The sequence below is a fragment of the Shimazuella sp. NTD248 genome (assembly GCF_059510395.1).
Genome location: NZ_JCAJZT010000002.1, coordinates 114,388 through 127,501, shown reverse-complemented (window position 1 = coordinate 127,501; position 13,114 = coordinate 114,388). Strand labels below are relative to the sequence as shown.

The 13,114-nt window shown below is 33.8% G+C and carries 19 protein-coding genes and 1 pseudogene; 13 read left to right on the top strand and 7 right to left on the bottom strand.

Going from position 1 to position 13,114, the window contains the following annotated elements:
- The first annotated feature begins 17 nt into the window (after positions 1 to 17).
- The 3 genes from AC5WOE_RS05230 to AC5WOE_RS05220 all read left to right on the top strand — a co-directional run bounded on the left by AC5WOE_RS05230 (position 18) and on the right by AC5WOE_RS05220 (position 1,938).
- A complete protein-coding gene (locus AC5WOE_RS05230) occupies positions 18 to 353 on the top strand; it encodes a hypothetical protein (protein ID WP_496049757.1) in 336 nt (111 codons plus the stop codon).
- Positions 354 to 522: 169 nt separating this feature from the next.
- On the top strand, positions 523 to 1,182 hold the full coding sequence (locus AC5WOE_RS05225) for a hypothetical protein (RefSeq protein WP_496049758.1): 660 nt from the start codon (positions 523 to 525) through the stop codon (positions 1,180 to 1,182).
- Positions 1,183 to 1,272: 90 nt separating this feature from the next.
- A complete protein-coding gene (locus AC5WOE_RS05220) occupies positions 1,273 to 1,938 on the top strand; it encodes a DUF2953 domain-containing protein (RefSeq protein WP_496049759.1) in 666 nt (221 codons plus the stop codon).
- A 250-nt stretch (positions 1,939 to 2,188) separates the two neighbouring features.
- Here AC5WOE_RS05220 and AC5WOE_RS05215 read toward each other — a convergent pair whose 3' ends face one another.
- On the bottom strand, positions 2,189 to 3,190 hold the full coding sequence (locus AC5WOE_RS05215; RefSeq protein ID WP_496049760.1) for a terpene synthase family protein: 1,002 nt from the start codon (positions 3,188 to 3,190) through the stop codon (positions 2,189 to 2,191).
- 14 nt (positions 3,191 to 3,204) lie between these two features.
- Positions 3,205 to 3,546, bottom strand: coding sequence for a hypothetical protein (locus tag AC5WOE_RS05210; protein WP_496049761.1), 342 nt, complete (start codon positions 3,544 to 3,546; stop codon positions 3,205 to 3,207).
- Positions 3,547 to 4,445: 899 nt separating this feature from the next.
- Here AC5WOE_RS05210 and AC5WOE_RS05205 point away from each other — a divergent pair.
- The 6 genes and pseudogenes from AC5WOE_RS05205 to AC5WOE_RS05180 all read left to right on the top strand — a co-directional run.
- A pseudogene (locus AC5WOE_RS05205) lies at positions 4,446 to 4,535 on the top strand (sporulation protein YtfJ); the annotation flags it as partial.
- Between the two features lie 174 nt (positions 4,536 to 4,709).
- Complete coding sequence (locus tag AC5WOE_RS05200) at positions 4,710 to 5,411, top strand: hypothetical protein (RefSeq protein WP_496049762.1); 702 nt, start codon at positions 4,710 to 4,712, stop codon at positions 5,409 to 5,411.
- 271 nt (positions 5,412 to 5,682) lie between these two features.
- Positions 5,683 to 5,877 carry a hypothetical protein gene (locus tag AC5WOE_RS05195; protein ID WP_496049763.1) on the top strand — a complete coding sequence of 65 codons (195 nt, stop codon included), beginning with the start codon at positions 5,683 to 5,685 and terminating at the stop codon, positions 5,875 to 5,877.
- Positions 5,859 to 6,125, top strand: a complete 267-nt coding sequence (locus AC5WOE_RS05190) for a hypothetical protein (protein ID WP_496049764.1) — start codon at positions 5,859 to 5,861, stop codon at positions 6,123 to 6,125. The genes AC5WOE_RS05195 and AC5WOE_RS05190 overlap by 19 nt, the downstream gene beginning before the upstream one ends.
- Complete coding sequence (locus AC5WOE_RS05185) at positions 6,079 to 6,651, top strand: hypothetical protein (protein WP_496052079.1); 573 nt, start codon at positions 6,079 to 6,081, stop codon at positions 6,649 to 6,651. The genes AC5WOE_RS05190 and AC5WOE_RS05185 overlap by 47 nt, the downstream gene beginning before the upstream one ends.
- 13 nt (positions 6,652 to 6,664) lie before the next feature.
- Entirely contained in the window at positions 6,665 to 6,988 is a 324-nt protein-coding gene (locus AC5WOE_RS05180; protein WP_496052078.1) for a hypothetical protein, read from the top strand.
- 183 nt (positions 6,989 to 7,171) lie between these two features.
- Here the strand turns inward: AC5WOE_RS05180 and AC5WOE_RS05175 are convergent, their stop codons facing one another.
- On the bottom strand, positions 7,172 to 7,576 hold the full coding sequence (locus AC5WOE_RS05175) for a hypothetical protein (RefSeq protein ID WP_496052077.1): 405 nt from the start codon (positions 7,574 to 7,576) through the stop codon (positions 7,172 to 7,174).
- A gap of 215 nt (positions 7,577 to 7,791) precedes the next feature.
- Here AC5WOE_RS05175 and AC5WOE_RS05170 point away from each other — a divergent pair, with 215 nt between their 5' ends.
- The 4 genes from AC5WOE_RS05170 to AC5WOE_RS05155 all read left to right on the top strand — a co-directional run bounded on the left by AC5WOE_RS05170 (position 7,792) and on the right by AC5WOE_RS05155 (position 10,126).
- A complete protein-coding gene (locus AC5WOE_RS05170) occupies positions 7,792 to 8,544 on the top strand; it encodes a hypothetical protein (RefSeq protein ID WP_496049768.1) in 753 nt (250 codons plus the stop codon).
- A 505-nt stretch (positions 8,545 to 9,049) separates the two neighbouring features.
- On the top strand, positions 9,050 to 9,457 hold the full coding sequence (locus tag AC5WOE_RS05165; RefSeq protein WP_496052076.1) for an NUDIX hydrolase: 408 nt from the start codon (positions 9,050 to 9,052) through the stop codon (positions 9,455 to 9,457).
- A gap of 38 nt (positions 9,458 to 9,495) precedes the next feature.
- Entirely contained in the window at positions 9,496 to 9,654 is a 159-nt protein-coding gene (locus AC5WOE_RS05160; protein WP_496052075.1) for a DNA ligase LigA-related protein, read from the top strand.
- A 154-nt stretch (positions 9,655 to 9,808) separates the two neighbouring features.
- The gene (locus AC5WOE_RS05155; RefSeq protein WP_496052074.1) at positions 9,809 to 10,126 is read left to right on the top strand and encodes an NUDIX hydrolase; all 318 of its coding nucleotides are present in this window, start codon (positions 9,809 to 9,811) and stop codon (positions 10,124 to 10,126) included.
- Positions 10,127 to 10,842: 716 nt separating this feature from the next.
- Here AC5WOE_RS05155 and AC5WOE_RS05150 read toward each other — a convergent pair.
- The 4 genes from AC5WOE_RS05150 to AC5WOE_RS05135 all read right to left on the bottom strand — a co-directional run bounded on the left by AC5WOE_RS05150 (position 10,843) and on the right by AC5WOE_RS05135 (position 13,002).
- Positions 10,843 to 11,019, bottom strand: a complete 177-nt coding sequence (locus tag AC5WOE_RS05150) for a hypothetical protein (protein WP_496049773.1) — start codon at positions 11,017 to 11,019, stop codon at positions 10,843 to 10,845.
- A 52-nt stretch (positions 11,020 to 11,071) separates the two neighbouring features.
- Positions 11,072 to 11,299, bottom strand: a complete 228-nt coding sequence (locus tag AC5WOE_RS05145) for a hypothetical protein (RefSeq protein WP_496049774.1) — start codon at positions 11,297 to 11,299, stop codon at positions 11,072 to 11,074.
- Positions 11,300 to 11,627: 328 nt separating this feature from the next.
- Entirely contained in the window at positions 11,628 to 11,999 is a 372-nt protein-coding gene (locus AC5WOE_RS05140; protein WP_496052073.1) for a hypothetical protein, read from the bottom strand.
- Positions 12,000 to 12,465: 466 nt separating this feature from the next.
- Positions 12,466 to 13,002: a DUF4352 domain-containing protein gene (locus AC5WOE_RS05135; RefSeq protein WP_496052072.1), complete on the bottom strand. Its 537-nt coding sequence runs from the start codon at positions 13,000 to 13,002 to the stop codon at positions 12,466 to 12,468.
- Positions 13,003 to 13,114: the final 112 nt, after the last annotated feature.

Sequence of the window (13,114 nt, the reverse complement as noted above, 5' to 3'; positions counted from 1 at the left end):
AATACGAGGAGGTTCCCATGGTAAACAATAAGGATATCATTTTGAAGGAATTAAGCGCAGTGAAAGAGGCCATTTGTGGAGTAAAAGAAGATATCATTCAGTTAAAACAGAACCAAGAGCGAAATGAGAAGATGATAACACAGTTATTGCAGATTGTTGGTTCTACAAATGCAAAGGTCGGTTCATTCGATGAAAAAATGATAATGCTTAAAGGGTCTTCTTCCGAGTTAGGTCATAATATGGAAATAATTGTGGAAAAGATAACAAAACAGGATGAGATGATGGATATATTAACGAAACGATCTCTTCAGCAAGAAAAAGAAATACTGGATCTAAAAATAAAGTCAGCATGAATATACATAAAACCATGACCCGAAAAAGGGTCTTTTTTTTATTTTTCAGCATACATAATACACAGATAAATAGCCTAATTTTTTCTTTTTTGAAAATGTTGACGAAATGAATATTGCTCGTTACAATTGATAATAAATATCATTATCAATTAATTATAAGGGAATCGATATGATGGAGACATTAGCCTCTTTACAACAAACAAAAACGATACATCTAGATAAATTGTGGAAACTCGATGTTCTTCAAACATTTTTAATGGAAGTAACCTCTATCCTAAAGGCACCTTCTACCATTGTAGCTGCTTCTCAATTTTCAAAACGGTATAGCTCTTATTTATTTTCTTTAAGTCTTAACCAATTGTTAATAAGTGGGGAATTTCCTTCGATTCAAAAAGACCGGGATTTTATTGAATTCAACTATCAGACAAGTGAGTTAGAGCTTATTATCCAAGAAAGTACATTAAGATATCAGGTAAAACATTGTTCCAAAAAACAATTGGATCGTTATATTCAGCATTATTTTGCTGAACACTTGGTTCCATTATGGACTTCTATTTCCAAACTTACGGGCATTAAAATGGATTTACTATGGGAAAATACCTACATTTATATTGCTTGGACCTGTTTGAATAAGATTAAAACACCAGAGGCATATAAGAATTTTATTTATTTAACGAAAGAAGCAGATGGCAGCTTATTTCAATTGTCGGAAAATCCATTTGCAGATTTCTGTGAAGGTGCTGTACGCAATAAATGTTGCTTATATTTTATGTTGCCGAGTGCATCGGATGTCAAATGCAAAAACTGTCCACTTGCTTGTAAGAAATAGATTTGTCACGAAAGAATATTCCTGCCAATTTTTGCCGATCCTAGATATAGGATCTTTTTTTATTTATTTTAAAATTGGTGTGAGATACAAATGGTAATGTTTATTCTGATACTAGTATTGGGATTAGGATTGTTGGTTTATTATTCTAAAATTAAAATTGAGATTTATTACGTGCGAACAGATAAACAAGATAAAGGGGAACTTAAAGTGAAGGCTCTGGGAGGGCTTCTTCGGTATCGTATATCTATTCCAACACTTGATTTCAAAAATATAGATAAGGGTGTGAAAGTAGAAAGTAACAAAGAGACCTCTACAGAAAAAAAAGCAGAAGATACATTCATCAACAAAGAAAAAATTGAGCTCTGGTATGAGAATTATGAAGATTTATTACATCGAGTTAGATATTTTCAAGAGAGTGTAAAGGGCTTTATGAGTCGTGTCCATTGTACGAAATGGGATTGGGAGACAAATGTAGGGACAGGAGATGCAGCAGAGGCTGGTGTATTAACTGGTGTGATATGGGGAGTAAAGACAACAGTACTCGGGTTTATTAGTCATTATATTCAATGGGATAGCAGACCTCAAATAGAAGTAACTCCTTGTTTTCAACAGGCGATGTTAAATACATCATTTGAAGCTGAATTTTCGTTTACGTTTGGAATTGCAGTGCGTTTTCTTTTGCTTTTGCGGTTCAGATTAAAAAAAAGTAATAAAAAATCGCATATCATTTCAACACAGAGAATGAATAATATGTAATGTAAAAGAACCTGCTAGCATATTCATAGTAATATGATTTTGAGTATGGATTCATCCAGTTATGCAGACAAGTGTGCGCAACAAAAAACCACCCGCATAACGGGTGGAGGACAGAAAATCTCTTCCTAAGTTCGAACATAGTATTTAGGCTGAATTGTAACGAAAGGAAGAGAAAAAACGGCAGACAAAGCAAATCACTTATTCTAAATGAAGTGGTTGTGCAATGATTATGTGAACTTTTTTAGGAAATTTAACTAGCACCGCGAGTTATTATATATCTTTGAGACTTTTTTCCCACCCAGTCGACATGTCCTCTAATCCAAGTTTGTAAAAGTCCTACATATTTATTTACATCTTGATCCGTCTTTGTTCCAAGAATAGGTATCTCTTGCTTTAAAACCAAAAACCGTTCTACCATTCTATTTACCCGTTCAATTACTTGGTTAACAGCATCTTCAACAGTGACTTGATTCTGTTGAACAATTTGTAAAACCAAGTTGTGATGAACTTCTTCTTGTAGGATCTCTTTACCATGTGAGAAGAGATCATTACAGAGGGTAATGTGCATGACAGTTAAATCTGTCATTTCACTTAAAATAGGATGATTTTTGATTTCATTGGGGACGTTCATCTTTTCTGTGATATCTCCTAAATCCATGGAAGGATATACGCAACCAGAATAATATCGATTGCGTATATAATCTTCTTGGGAAGGGATAATATGAAACTGGCGATTTCGGGATTCCCAGACACAAGCATCAAAATATCCCTTCATACCATCTATAAATCGTTCTTGCCATTGAATATCTGGTTGATGTTTACAAATCCGACTCCAAAGTTCGCACATTGATTCAGCGATAGGATCTTGTGCTTCTCTCGATAGTATGGTTCGATCTATTAATAGTTGCAATAAATAATCAAAGCGGTGGCGAAGCTTCGTATAGTCTTGTCCGATTTCTGAAGTATCATTCAAATCATCAAGTAAAAAAAGCCATGCATTCCAATCAGAAACAATAAATTGCTCTTCCTTGCCAGCATTTGGATAGGCGTAAACCATTAACCAACTATAGCCATATGATTGAAACTTCCGCTCATCTTCAAAATTATCAAAAAAACCAAAATATCTTACCCAATCATTCATGTGTTTTTCTGCTTCTACTCCAAATTCACATTCTTGAAAATCAAATGGAATGTAAAGCTTTTTAATAATTTCTGGAGTGGGAATAACCATATGTCGATAAATATTCTTCACACCCTTATTCTAATTTAGAAATGATACCGGGTTACAGTATCTTCAACACCTATAAACCAGTGAGATTTTACCCCTAGTGAGTTAAATACAGAAATCAACTCACTACTCCTTTCGTCAGTTATCATAGCCTCGATAGCTTCAGTAGTTGGGAAATAAGCTGTAATACTAAAGAAAATATCATTTCCCAAAGTAACTTGGAACAGCTCTGATTCTACTGGATTAACCTCACAATATTGAATCTTCACAACCCCATTGATCTTAATAGATTCTGGTAAAAACGCTTCCTTATATAATTGGATGAAGTGTTCCTTATCAGTTTTAGGATTAGCTTCACAGAGTATGGTCAATGTTTTCATAGATGTTTTCCTTTCTGTTTCAATGGATATATAGTCTAAAATACTTACATCAAATCAATGGTTCATCCTTACCTATATAATATCAGATTTTTATTAGAGTTTGTTGTGTTAATCTTCGCAATTAAACAGAAAAATACATCATAAAACCGTGGTTATGATGAAAGTACGATCAACACCAATCCACGGAAGCAGATATAATGAGTTTTAGCACAGCTCTCATCAAAAAATCATCCATTATATTACAAAGATGACCAAAAGCATTTTTTAAAACTGATGAACTTGTTTTTTTGAATTACTAGGTAAATATGCGAAAACATTCTTCTCCTGAAGAATTTAAAAGTGAAAGACGAAAACAAAACGCTTACGTTTAAACCAGGATCGAGCGGTTCTTCTTTTACTGTAAAAGGTTTATTCCCGTGACTGTTTGGCAGATATAACCTTTAGCTATACACTAAGAAAGTTCCATGAAACTGTTAGTAGTAAGCTTTCCAACTTAATTATGTACAAAGCAGTAAATATACCCATTTGATAAACTTACCCTTGAGCGGGTTACCAGATATGAATGAGAAAGTAATATTTCAGTAAACTTTGATGCATTTGATTTTTAATCTTGATGGGATATTGTAACTTTCGATGTTTTGTGTGACTTTATGCTCTCGAAACGTAAAACTAAATCTTATTTTCATTGTTACATTGCTCCCTTGATTGTAATGTATTTGATAAACAAATTATAATCGTTCGAATTAAATTTTTGTACCCATAAATATGAAAATTCATGACTAATTTGCATCTGAATATTCTTTAGCCATTGGGAAATGCTAAGTCTGATTTCATTATAAGGGTAGTTTGATCATGAAGGAGGATATAAAGTGTCAAACGAACATCCTATTCAAGGCTTAATGCAAACAGCGATGGAAAACCTCAGGGATATGGTAGATGTCAATACTATCATAGGTTCACCTGTAGAGACTCCTGATGGAGTGGTAATTCGTAAATGAACCAAATAAATGATAAGCTGTACTAGACCCCTAAAGCCTTAAAATCCTTATATTTAGTGAACTACTGGTTATATTAATTTGATATGATAATACTACTATTTCATAACAATTATAAAAAACTAATTAATCCCTCTATAGTAGTTAAGTTAGAAGAGAGGAAATGCAATGCCAAAAAAAACAGGGAAATATGATGACAATTTTCGCGAGAAGCAGTTAATTAAAATTAAAGAATTGCTATCAGAAGAAGGGTATATTGTTCAGTCAGATGTTTATGTTAACAATCGAACAAAACTCCAAATGAGTTGTCCAAACGGTCATGAATGGTGGGCGACATGGGATAATATTCGTCAAGGGAAGCGATGTAAACAATGTTATCTTGCTGGAGTGGACAAACAAGTATCAGTACAAAAAGCAATTAGAAAAAATAAACCAAGAAAACAACATAGGGAAGAGATGTATGAAAAATTTAAGCAAGCATTAGAATCAGAAGGATATAAAATAGAGGATGACCATTATATTAATAATAGGACGAAAGTCCCTTTGACATGTCCAAGAGGACACAAATGGTCTGCTTCATGGAACCAATTTGATTCTGGGAAGCGGTGTAAAGAATGTTGGATTGAAGATTCAAGACATTCCCATAATGAGATCGCTAAAGAACTAGCTCAGGCAGGTTGTGAGCTATTGAGTGAGTACAAAGGAATATTACATCGGTTTAAGTATAGATGTTCATGTGGAAGAATCTCCTATACCAGATTGAGAACCTTTCGAGAAGGTGGAAGGTGTAAAGCTTGTGGCGGTGAAAAACGAAGAGAAACATTAAAAAAATTGAGAATGGAAAAATTGAAACAAGCTTTCCCAGATTAAATTGATATGTAAAGAGTAATCGGATGATTACTCTTTGTTTCCTTCAGTCTACACTAAAAAAATAACCCATCAGATGTTTATGTCATCGGCAGGATTAAAAGTGGTTTAGTGTTGGCAAGAACTGTTTGTTGTATGTTGGGAAGCGTAATGGACGAACTGTATTATATGAAGCTGTTAAAGAAATTATTCTCAAAATAGTTTCCGACAGATTCCAATTTTAAAGGATTTATCTATATAAACGTATAATAATAGTCCACAGGAATCGACTGTCATGTTTCAATTAATTCAAATAGATTACTCGTTGTTTTATGATTTAGACGATTCCTATCTTATAGATTTAGATAAACGAACAGAAAGTTTTATTCGTTATTTACTCAATTATTTGGAAAAACAAGAGAGATATAAGAGGTTACTATGGCAAGTAGTAGATTTTGTTTGGGAGGCAGAGTGTACAAATCAAAAATGATTGTTCAAATCATGGAAGAACAAGGTTTAGACATGATTTTTGGTAAAGTGGAATCTTCAGAATCTATCCAGTCTCATAATAGATGGTGTCAAATCAGAGATTTGGCAAGAACTCTAAAAGTAGACACAAAAGAAATAATAGAAATGATGAATTACATTATGAATAAAAATGATGATGGATTTAAAGAGGAGGAGATGTTTTTTGGAAGAGGAACTAAATCCATTGACTTCTTTTCTAAAAGGATATAAACCAGCTGTTATTTGTATCGTTGACGAAATATTTTCTAAGGATGTACAAGACCAGTTAAATAAACATCCTCACATCCTTCATATGGATTTAGGCAGAACGTGTCAACATATATACTTTCTTAATCAGCAAATAAAAGATCATTTTCTAATAAGTATTGAAGATCTTGATCGTAGCACACCAGAGTTTGAATATCAGCTAGGTCTTGTACTTGGCTATCCTGAAAAAGCTGCTAGGTTTTATCGAGATCGCGAAACAGATAATTCTTTGACATGGTTTAGGATATGTGTTGGATATTGTGGTTTTGAATTTGTTTGCAGTTTCGAAGATATTGTCGAGGTAGTGTATGAACTATGGAGTCTGCCAATTCCTGAATTTGAAAATGATATGATCGAAATTAATTATTATCCAGGAAATCCACCATTAACATACCATATTAGTAAAGAAGAAAATTTACGAAAGGCTCAAGAAGAATTAAGATTGATATCGAATTACCGAAGATTAAAGGAAAATGAGAAGTCCCAATAATGGGACTTTAATTTTGAATGGCTGCTTAGTCAAAAGTCGAGGCTTCAATAATTGGAATAAGTTAATAGATCATTCTTCTTTTTACATTTTTACTATACCAACAGATGCAGAATGGTTTGCAACTCAGTTGCCCAATGAAAAATGGATTGCATGTGAAGGGAAAGCGTCTTATCAATCGATTGAGTTTTCTAAATGGGAAGAGGTTATAAGGTATTTAAGAGAGTTATTTGAAGAGATGGTTATCCCGAAGAAAATTGGGAGCCTGAAGGATTTGAACCATTTGATGATGTTTTCTCTTTTCCTCCAGATAAAAGTAAACGAATATTTGATTGAATAAAGCGAGGAGTTCTCTCGCTTTTTATTTTTTGGATATTGAGGTCAATTATGTCAAGTTTTTTCCGAATTCAACATGCGCCCACATTCGATTAGTTAGATCGTATCCGCTTGGACAGAGTACTCTTCTAGTAAATTTAGTTGTTCATCTGAAAAGGGAGGTTGGTAGCCAAGAAAGTGCATGCTACTAAATACTTTCCGGATCAGCCAGTCTTTTGTAGTTCAGCATCATTGCAACTACATCAGAAACAAATATATCTTGCTTTATTTTGTCGAAAGTTTCAATTAGTTCATTTGAAAGCTTAATTACTGTGTTTTTCTGTTTATTAAAGATATAGTGAGATTTTTCATTTTCAGGAATAGAATCAAAAGAATACTCCTTATAATCATTCATATATAAGTTTTCTTGCTCTTCCTCAAATTCCTCTTGAATCATTCTTCTATATTCTTCATTACACTCCCTTTTATATGCCTCATCCAGTTCATTATTGAAATCCTCGACCATGCTCATGTGAATAGAAAGACTGCGTTCTTTTTCAAAGTCATCTATTTCGAAGTTTCCAAAATCGTCGTTAATTCTCTTAAATACCATGTAGAAAAACCTCCATTGATACAATGATTCTTCATAAGTACAAATTTTCCTTTTTGTTTATTAAGCTTCTAATTATTTCGCTTCAACAACTTTTTTTGATATTATGAATTTATATAAAATTAAAAATAAACATGGTGTAAAGCATGAATTACTGAAATATACATAAATGATAAACCCAGCAGACAATATTATAAACTCAAATGGAGTGTGAGTTAATGTTTCAAAGTATTCATACTTGGATTTTATTAAATGGTTGGGTAAACGTTGAATTGTGGGCAATGTTAGGTCAGTGGTTTAGCGGAATAGTAACTTTGATAACAGTGTGGTTTTTATGGAAACAAACAAAATATTCTCAGCAACAAACAGATGCTAGTTTACAACAAACTCAACTAGCTATAGAGCAAATGGAAGAAGCAAGAAAAAAAGAAGAAGAAGCAAGAAGAAAAGAAAAAGAAGCACTAAAGCCTAAATTGAAAACTAGCGTAAATGTAAATAAAGAAAATCGTATAGATAAAGTATATCTTCATTTTACTAATGTCAAAGCGGTTCAGGTACATATATATAACGTAGAAATTTTAACCATTGATGTATCCGCAGGCTCAAAACCTACAGACATTAGTTCAAACGATATACTCACCTCTACTCCGAAAACTATTTCTTACGGTGAAGTGTTTTCTATTGAAATTCCGATTTATGCTTTTGTTGTATCCATGAAACCATTAAATGTAGCTCTTTTTATGTTTGAAATTTCCACTACCCTTAGTGAGCCTATCTCCGGTTATATTTACGTTAAAGAAGTTAGGGAAAAGTATAATCGTTTTATAACATACCATTTTCACTATTTGGATAAGAAAGCCGAATGGCATAATATATCAGATTCATTAAATGTTGATAATCAAATTTATACTAATTCTTATCATAATATAGAAGAACAAAGGATTAGACATAAGAAAGAGAATTCATATTGATTTATTATGCTCGAATTTTATCCAACATAAGCCCCTTGAAATAAACGACCAAATAAATCGATTTTAATACTAATTAGAAAATCAAAACCTGCTTAATAGAGCAGGTTTGCTACTTGATAAAATCAGCATTTTATCAAGTGGATTTGTATTGATAGTATCCGTGACTTGCTCTGGATATTTTCTCATTGCTTTTTACAGCCTAGTTATAATATTATTTCGGAAATTAGCCATTTTAATATCCGTTTCCAACTTAGAGCAAACTCTTTCGTGAATTTCTTTTAAGACGAGGTTGTCCTGCTTCTTTTAATACCGCTCCTATGACATCAAACGTGAAAAGTCGTGCTATACCAAAAAGATTGGGATTTGTTCAAGAAGGAGTTTTAAGAAAAGTTACAGTACAAAATGGAACTTATTGTGATTCGGTAGTGTATGGATTGTTGCGATCAGAATTCAACAATTAGTATGAAATTGGATTGAGTATTTTAGAAAAGGCAGGATCTAACTAATGAAAAAAAGACGATTAGATGTTGTTTATGCGCTTGTTTTTGATCAGGAAACAGAGAAGGTTCTTATGGTGGAAAATGTGAATTCATGGAGTCTAGCAGGTGGTAAAAGAGAGGAAAATGAATCTCTAGTGCATGCAATAATAAGAGAAACAAAAGAGGAGACTGGCTTAGATATTGAAGTAACTGATTTGGTAAATGTAAACGAGCAGATAACAGAAGAAGAACATGTTTTGTTTTTTACATTTCGTGCAAATATTGTGGGTGGAAAAGAAGAAAACAACGATTCAAGCATAAAACAAATTAAATGGTTGAATGTTGCTGAAGCTGAACGGTTAATGCCTTGGTATCCAGATATTCGTGTTTTACTCCACGAAAAATCCTCTGGTTATTCACTTGAACTTAAATAAACTTAGAAAGAACGATTATTAATTTGGAGGACATTTAAATGCATAATTCCGTACTGGAATTAATTAATCGTCGCCGTCGGCAAATCCTAATTCATTCTTTTCTGTATTACAGAATGAACACTTCAATAATACCTGATTCTACTTATGACCAATGGGCTAAAGAATTGGCAGAGTTACAGAAAAAAATCCTGAATTAGCATATGAGGGAGTTTATGCTGATGCTTTCAGGGATTTTTCTGAATCAGTTACTGGATTCAATCTTCCCCTTAGCGATCCTTGGGTCATTTCAAGAGGATAAAAAATTTTAGATTTGATCCAAAAAAAACAGTCGCAAGGAGTTTAATGTGGAACATGGGAAGCGAAATTATTGATATTTTTTCTGATCAATACGAACATGTTGGACAGGCTTCAAAAGAAGAAACACACAAGGAAAGCTTATGGCATCGAGTCTTCACTTGTATTGTAATTAATAGCGAAAACAGGACAATGTTACTACAGAAAAAATCACCCGATCTTTATCCTTTTGACAGACCAAATTATATAGATATAGCAGTTGGAGGAGTCTGTCTTATTCCCAATGATCGTAGTTTTTTAAACGGAACATCAATACCAAGTTCTTCCTTGATCTCTCTAACTCCATCCTCAATACGTTCATCTGCAAATTGGTAGATAACCGATATAAAGATTTTACTGGATTCGAGATTGAACATTCGGAAACAAATTTAAATAATGTAGTCCCCAAAAGTGTATTAGTACTTCAATATGGTAAGCAAGAAAAGTTGAAAAAAGATTTTTACATTTATGTACCAGATACAGAAGTTACTTATAAGGTACGTGTCAGAAAGCAAAATGAAACCAGTCCTTGGCTAGTAACTGTGGGGAAGTATTCCCATGAGTTAACGTATAATGATATAAACAACCAAAATTCAGATAACACAAATAAGTGGAAAGAGGTACCACTTCCCTAACAGACACAAAGAAAGAGCATTCGAGGTTGACTCAAAGCAAGGCTTACCTTGAGTATACGTAACACAGATTTTTCCATCGACAGTAGAGAGAAGAAGTCTGATTCCATCTATTTTTAATTCACATATATCATCATGGTTGTTGGATGGTTTATCTGTTCTGTGGAGTAACAGGGGAGAAATGTACATAATAATCACCTATACAATTTTAACACTGTGTATAGGTGATGTATTTATTGGATTGTTATTAGATGAACGAAATAGGAGGGGCTTAATTGACTTGTATTATTAAGATATGGGGAGTGCGTCCCACAGGGGTAGGGACACTCCGAGACCTTGCCAAACTTGAACAAGTCAAGTCATAGCCTGATACGATTACAAATTACAAGCCAGAACTTTCACAAGATCGACCCCTAATATTTACTTTTTGAAAGTACCTATCATAATCTGATAAGTAAGAAAAGATAATACGTTAGAAGCACCAATACAAGTTAAAAACCTATCCATGTCACCAGATTCGGAATATTCCGCTGCCTTTTCGTCCTGATCCTTAATCTGATTCGCAAGCCATTCCAATAATTTATCTTCATCTATCACTATTAACACCTCATTTAAAAAATTTTAAAAGGATAAAAACTGCCAATTTCAGTTAGTTGTATAAATTAAAGATAATTATGAAACCATGTTCATCTGAATATTTTTTAATTTGATGTATTTCAGCGAATGTGTTTTCACTCTGTTTTTCCTCTAGGAGTCTAGTTAGTTCATCAGCAAAATCAGGGCCATGAAGGAATCCAGTTAATGTAGCTCCCACATAATAACCATCTCCATTGATAAATTCAATTTGTTGGGATTTTCTTAACTTTGTAATGTCCAAACGATTTCCTCCCCTCATAAAAAAGTTAGTTGTTATATGTTAATTATACACCAAATTCTACCTATTCTGACTAACGTGAAAAGGGAATTGTAATCAGGCGCTGAGGGGGTCTAAGGGGGAGGGGGGTGTGAAAGTACTCATAAATATAGATAAAAAGATCGAAGATAAAACTCTCGTCTAGGGAGTTTTATCTACTCTACCAGTGAGATGAAATGGTGATCGGCTGGATCTATTGAATGAATCCAGATCCAGCCGATACAAAGTCCGCAGAAGCGTACCCAAGGATCATCGAAGGAAGGTTACCTTGGGATCAAGTGTTGCCGAATATTTAGTTGTCGAAGAGAACTGGTAGCTTCTTCTTCAACTTTGCCAGAACAAGTTCATCCGGCAATCCCTTCTTTTCGAGAAAGTCCTTGAAAAGGAACTGAAGGACATTACGCCCAAAGTCAACTAGATCATCGCGGATCATCTCTTCCAATTCGACCCAAGTGGGTTTATGGTCAAAGGTGATTAGGAGATCTCCCGGACTGATGAGCGGCATTGGTGTGTCCATCTCAATTTGAAAGAGAAGCATTTCCAAGAGTTCAGGGGTGTAGTGTTCAAGATCTGCTGAGGATGCCATGTGATAGACGACAGCCTCAGTCAGTGACTCCAGCATTTTCTTAGACCAACCCTCAAAGACGGTAAGTTCCTCAATCATTTATTTCCCCAATCAGGATAGTGACCTAGCTTTGATATTCCTTAACTTTATTATAGAGGATAATTAAGAATATTAAAGTGTGGTTCAGAAAAATATAAAAGACTGTTTTAACTATCTAATTATTTTAACCTTGACAACCAATTAAGAAATTCATTAACAATTTTATTAGGATTTGACTTGCAATCTTTCTCATCATACTCTTGAATATGTACTAAATGGTTTTGAAACCAGCGTGTTCGATTTGCATCAGCAGTGGAAGACTGGTGGCTGAAATCACTTATGATTTCGAGAATTCCCCACTTACCATTAATACAGACTAGGAAGTTCGGTTCTCTTCTAACTGTTCCAGATAGACCAATAGGTAGTGGAAAGACTAAATGCCGTTTTTTTGCGTGAGAATGGTTGATAACTTTTTATTCCTATGTAGTGTATTCTGAAAAATAAGTTGTGTCTTACTGAACGCTGCTTATTTTTTTAACAGGATTTTCTTTGGTTTACTATTATTATAAGGATAATCTTTTACCTCTAAGGTAAATGTATCGGATGCGACTGGAGGAACATCAAAAGCAATTCTTCCCTTCATGATGGAATTAGGGTGGATTTGCTGGTTGAAAAAAATTGATTCTCCATTATCAAGCGAAATATCTTGACTTGAGAGGTATACATTACCAGATTTGTCCTTTAGTACCGTCATATCTGAGTTCAACGGGTATACTGTTTGTTCACTAATGTTTTTTATCTGGATATCTAATACCAAGAAGTTTTGACCTAATCTAGGTTTAACCATAGTGCCTAGCGCGAGGCTTTTAAACGAGGATTGGGTAGATATACTTAAAATAGTAAATTCCAAACCTCCATTTATCACTGTGTCTCCAATTCTTGGTGTGATGTTGGTATTTGTGGTAGTTGGGGTGTTGTCATCTCCAATAATAACAACTAAAATGCAAACAACTATAGCAACTACAATCAACCCAACACAACCAATTTTAAATACTCGACCCATGTCACTGATTTCTCCCTTATTTTTTCGCATGTAATTGTCAAGCATTCATAAGATATTTCTAGCAACGAAGAGGTTTGTACTGAAAAGAAGAAGCTGCTTTTTTATGCTTTTT

Coding starts and splice junctions, on each gene's coding strand:
- AC5WOE_RS05230 (WP_496049757.1), top strand. CDS start 18: ATGGTAAACAATAAGGATATCATTTTGAAGGAATTAAGCGCAGTGAAA.
- AC5WOE_RS05225 (WP_496049758.1), top strand. CDS start 523: ATGATGGAGACATTAGCCTCTTTACAACAAACAAAAACGATACATCTA.
- AC5WOE_RS05220 (WP_496049759.1), top strand. CDS start 1,273: ATGGTAATGTTTATTCTGATACTAGTATTGGGATTAGGATTGTTGGTT.
- AC5WOE_RS05210 (WP_496049761.1), bottom strand. CDS start 3,546: ATGAAAACATTGACCATACTCTGTGAAGCTAATCCTAAAACTGATAAG.
- AC5WOE_RS05200 (WP_496049762.1), top strand. CDS start 4,710: ATGCCAAAAAAAACAGGGAAATATGATGACAATTTTCGCGAGAAGCAG.
- AC5WOE_RS05195 (WP_496049763.1), top strand. CDS start 5,683: ATGTTTCAATTAATTCAAATAGATTACTCGTTGTTTTATGATTTAGAC.
- AC5WOE_RS05175 (WP_496052077.1), bottom strand. CDS start 7,576: ATGGTATTTAAGAGAATTAACGACGATTTTGGAAACTTCGAAATAGAT.
- AC5WOE_RS05170 (WP_496049768.1), top strand. CDS start 7,792: ATGTTTCAAAGTATTCATACTTGGATTTTATTAAATGGTTGGGTAAAC.
- AC5WOE_RS05165 (WP_496052076.1), top strand. CDS start 9,050: ATGAAAAAAAGACGATTAGATGTTGTTTATGCGCTTGTTTTTGATCAG.
- AC5WOE_RS05160 (WP_496052075.1), top strand. CDS start 9,496: ATGCATAATTCCGTACTGGAATTAATTAATCGTCGCCGTCGGCAAATC.
- AC5WOE_RS05155 (WP_496052074.1), top strand. CDS start 9,809: ATGGGAAGCGAAATTATTGATATTTTTTCTGATCAATACGAACATGTT.
- AC5WOE_RS05140 (WP_496052073.1), bottom strand. CDS start 11,999: ATGATTGAGGAACTTACCGTCTTTGAGGGTTGGTCTAAGAAAATGCTG.
- AC5WOE_RS05135 (WP_496052072.1), bottom strand. CDS start 13,002: ATGGGTCGAGTATTTAAAATTGGTTGTGTTGGGTTGATTGTAGTTGCT.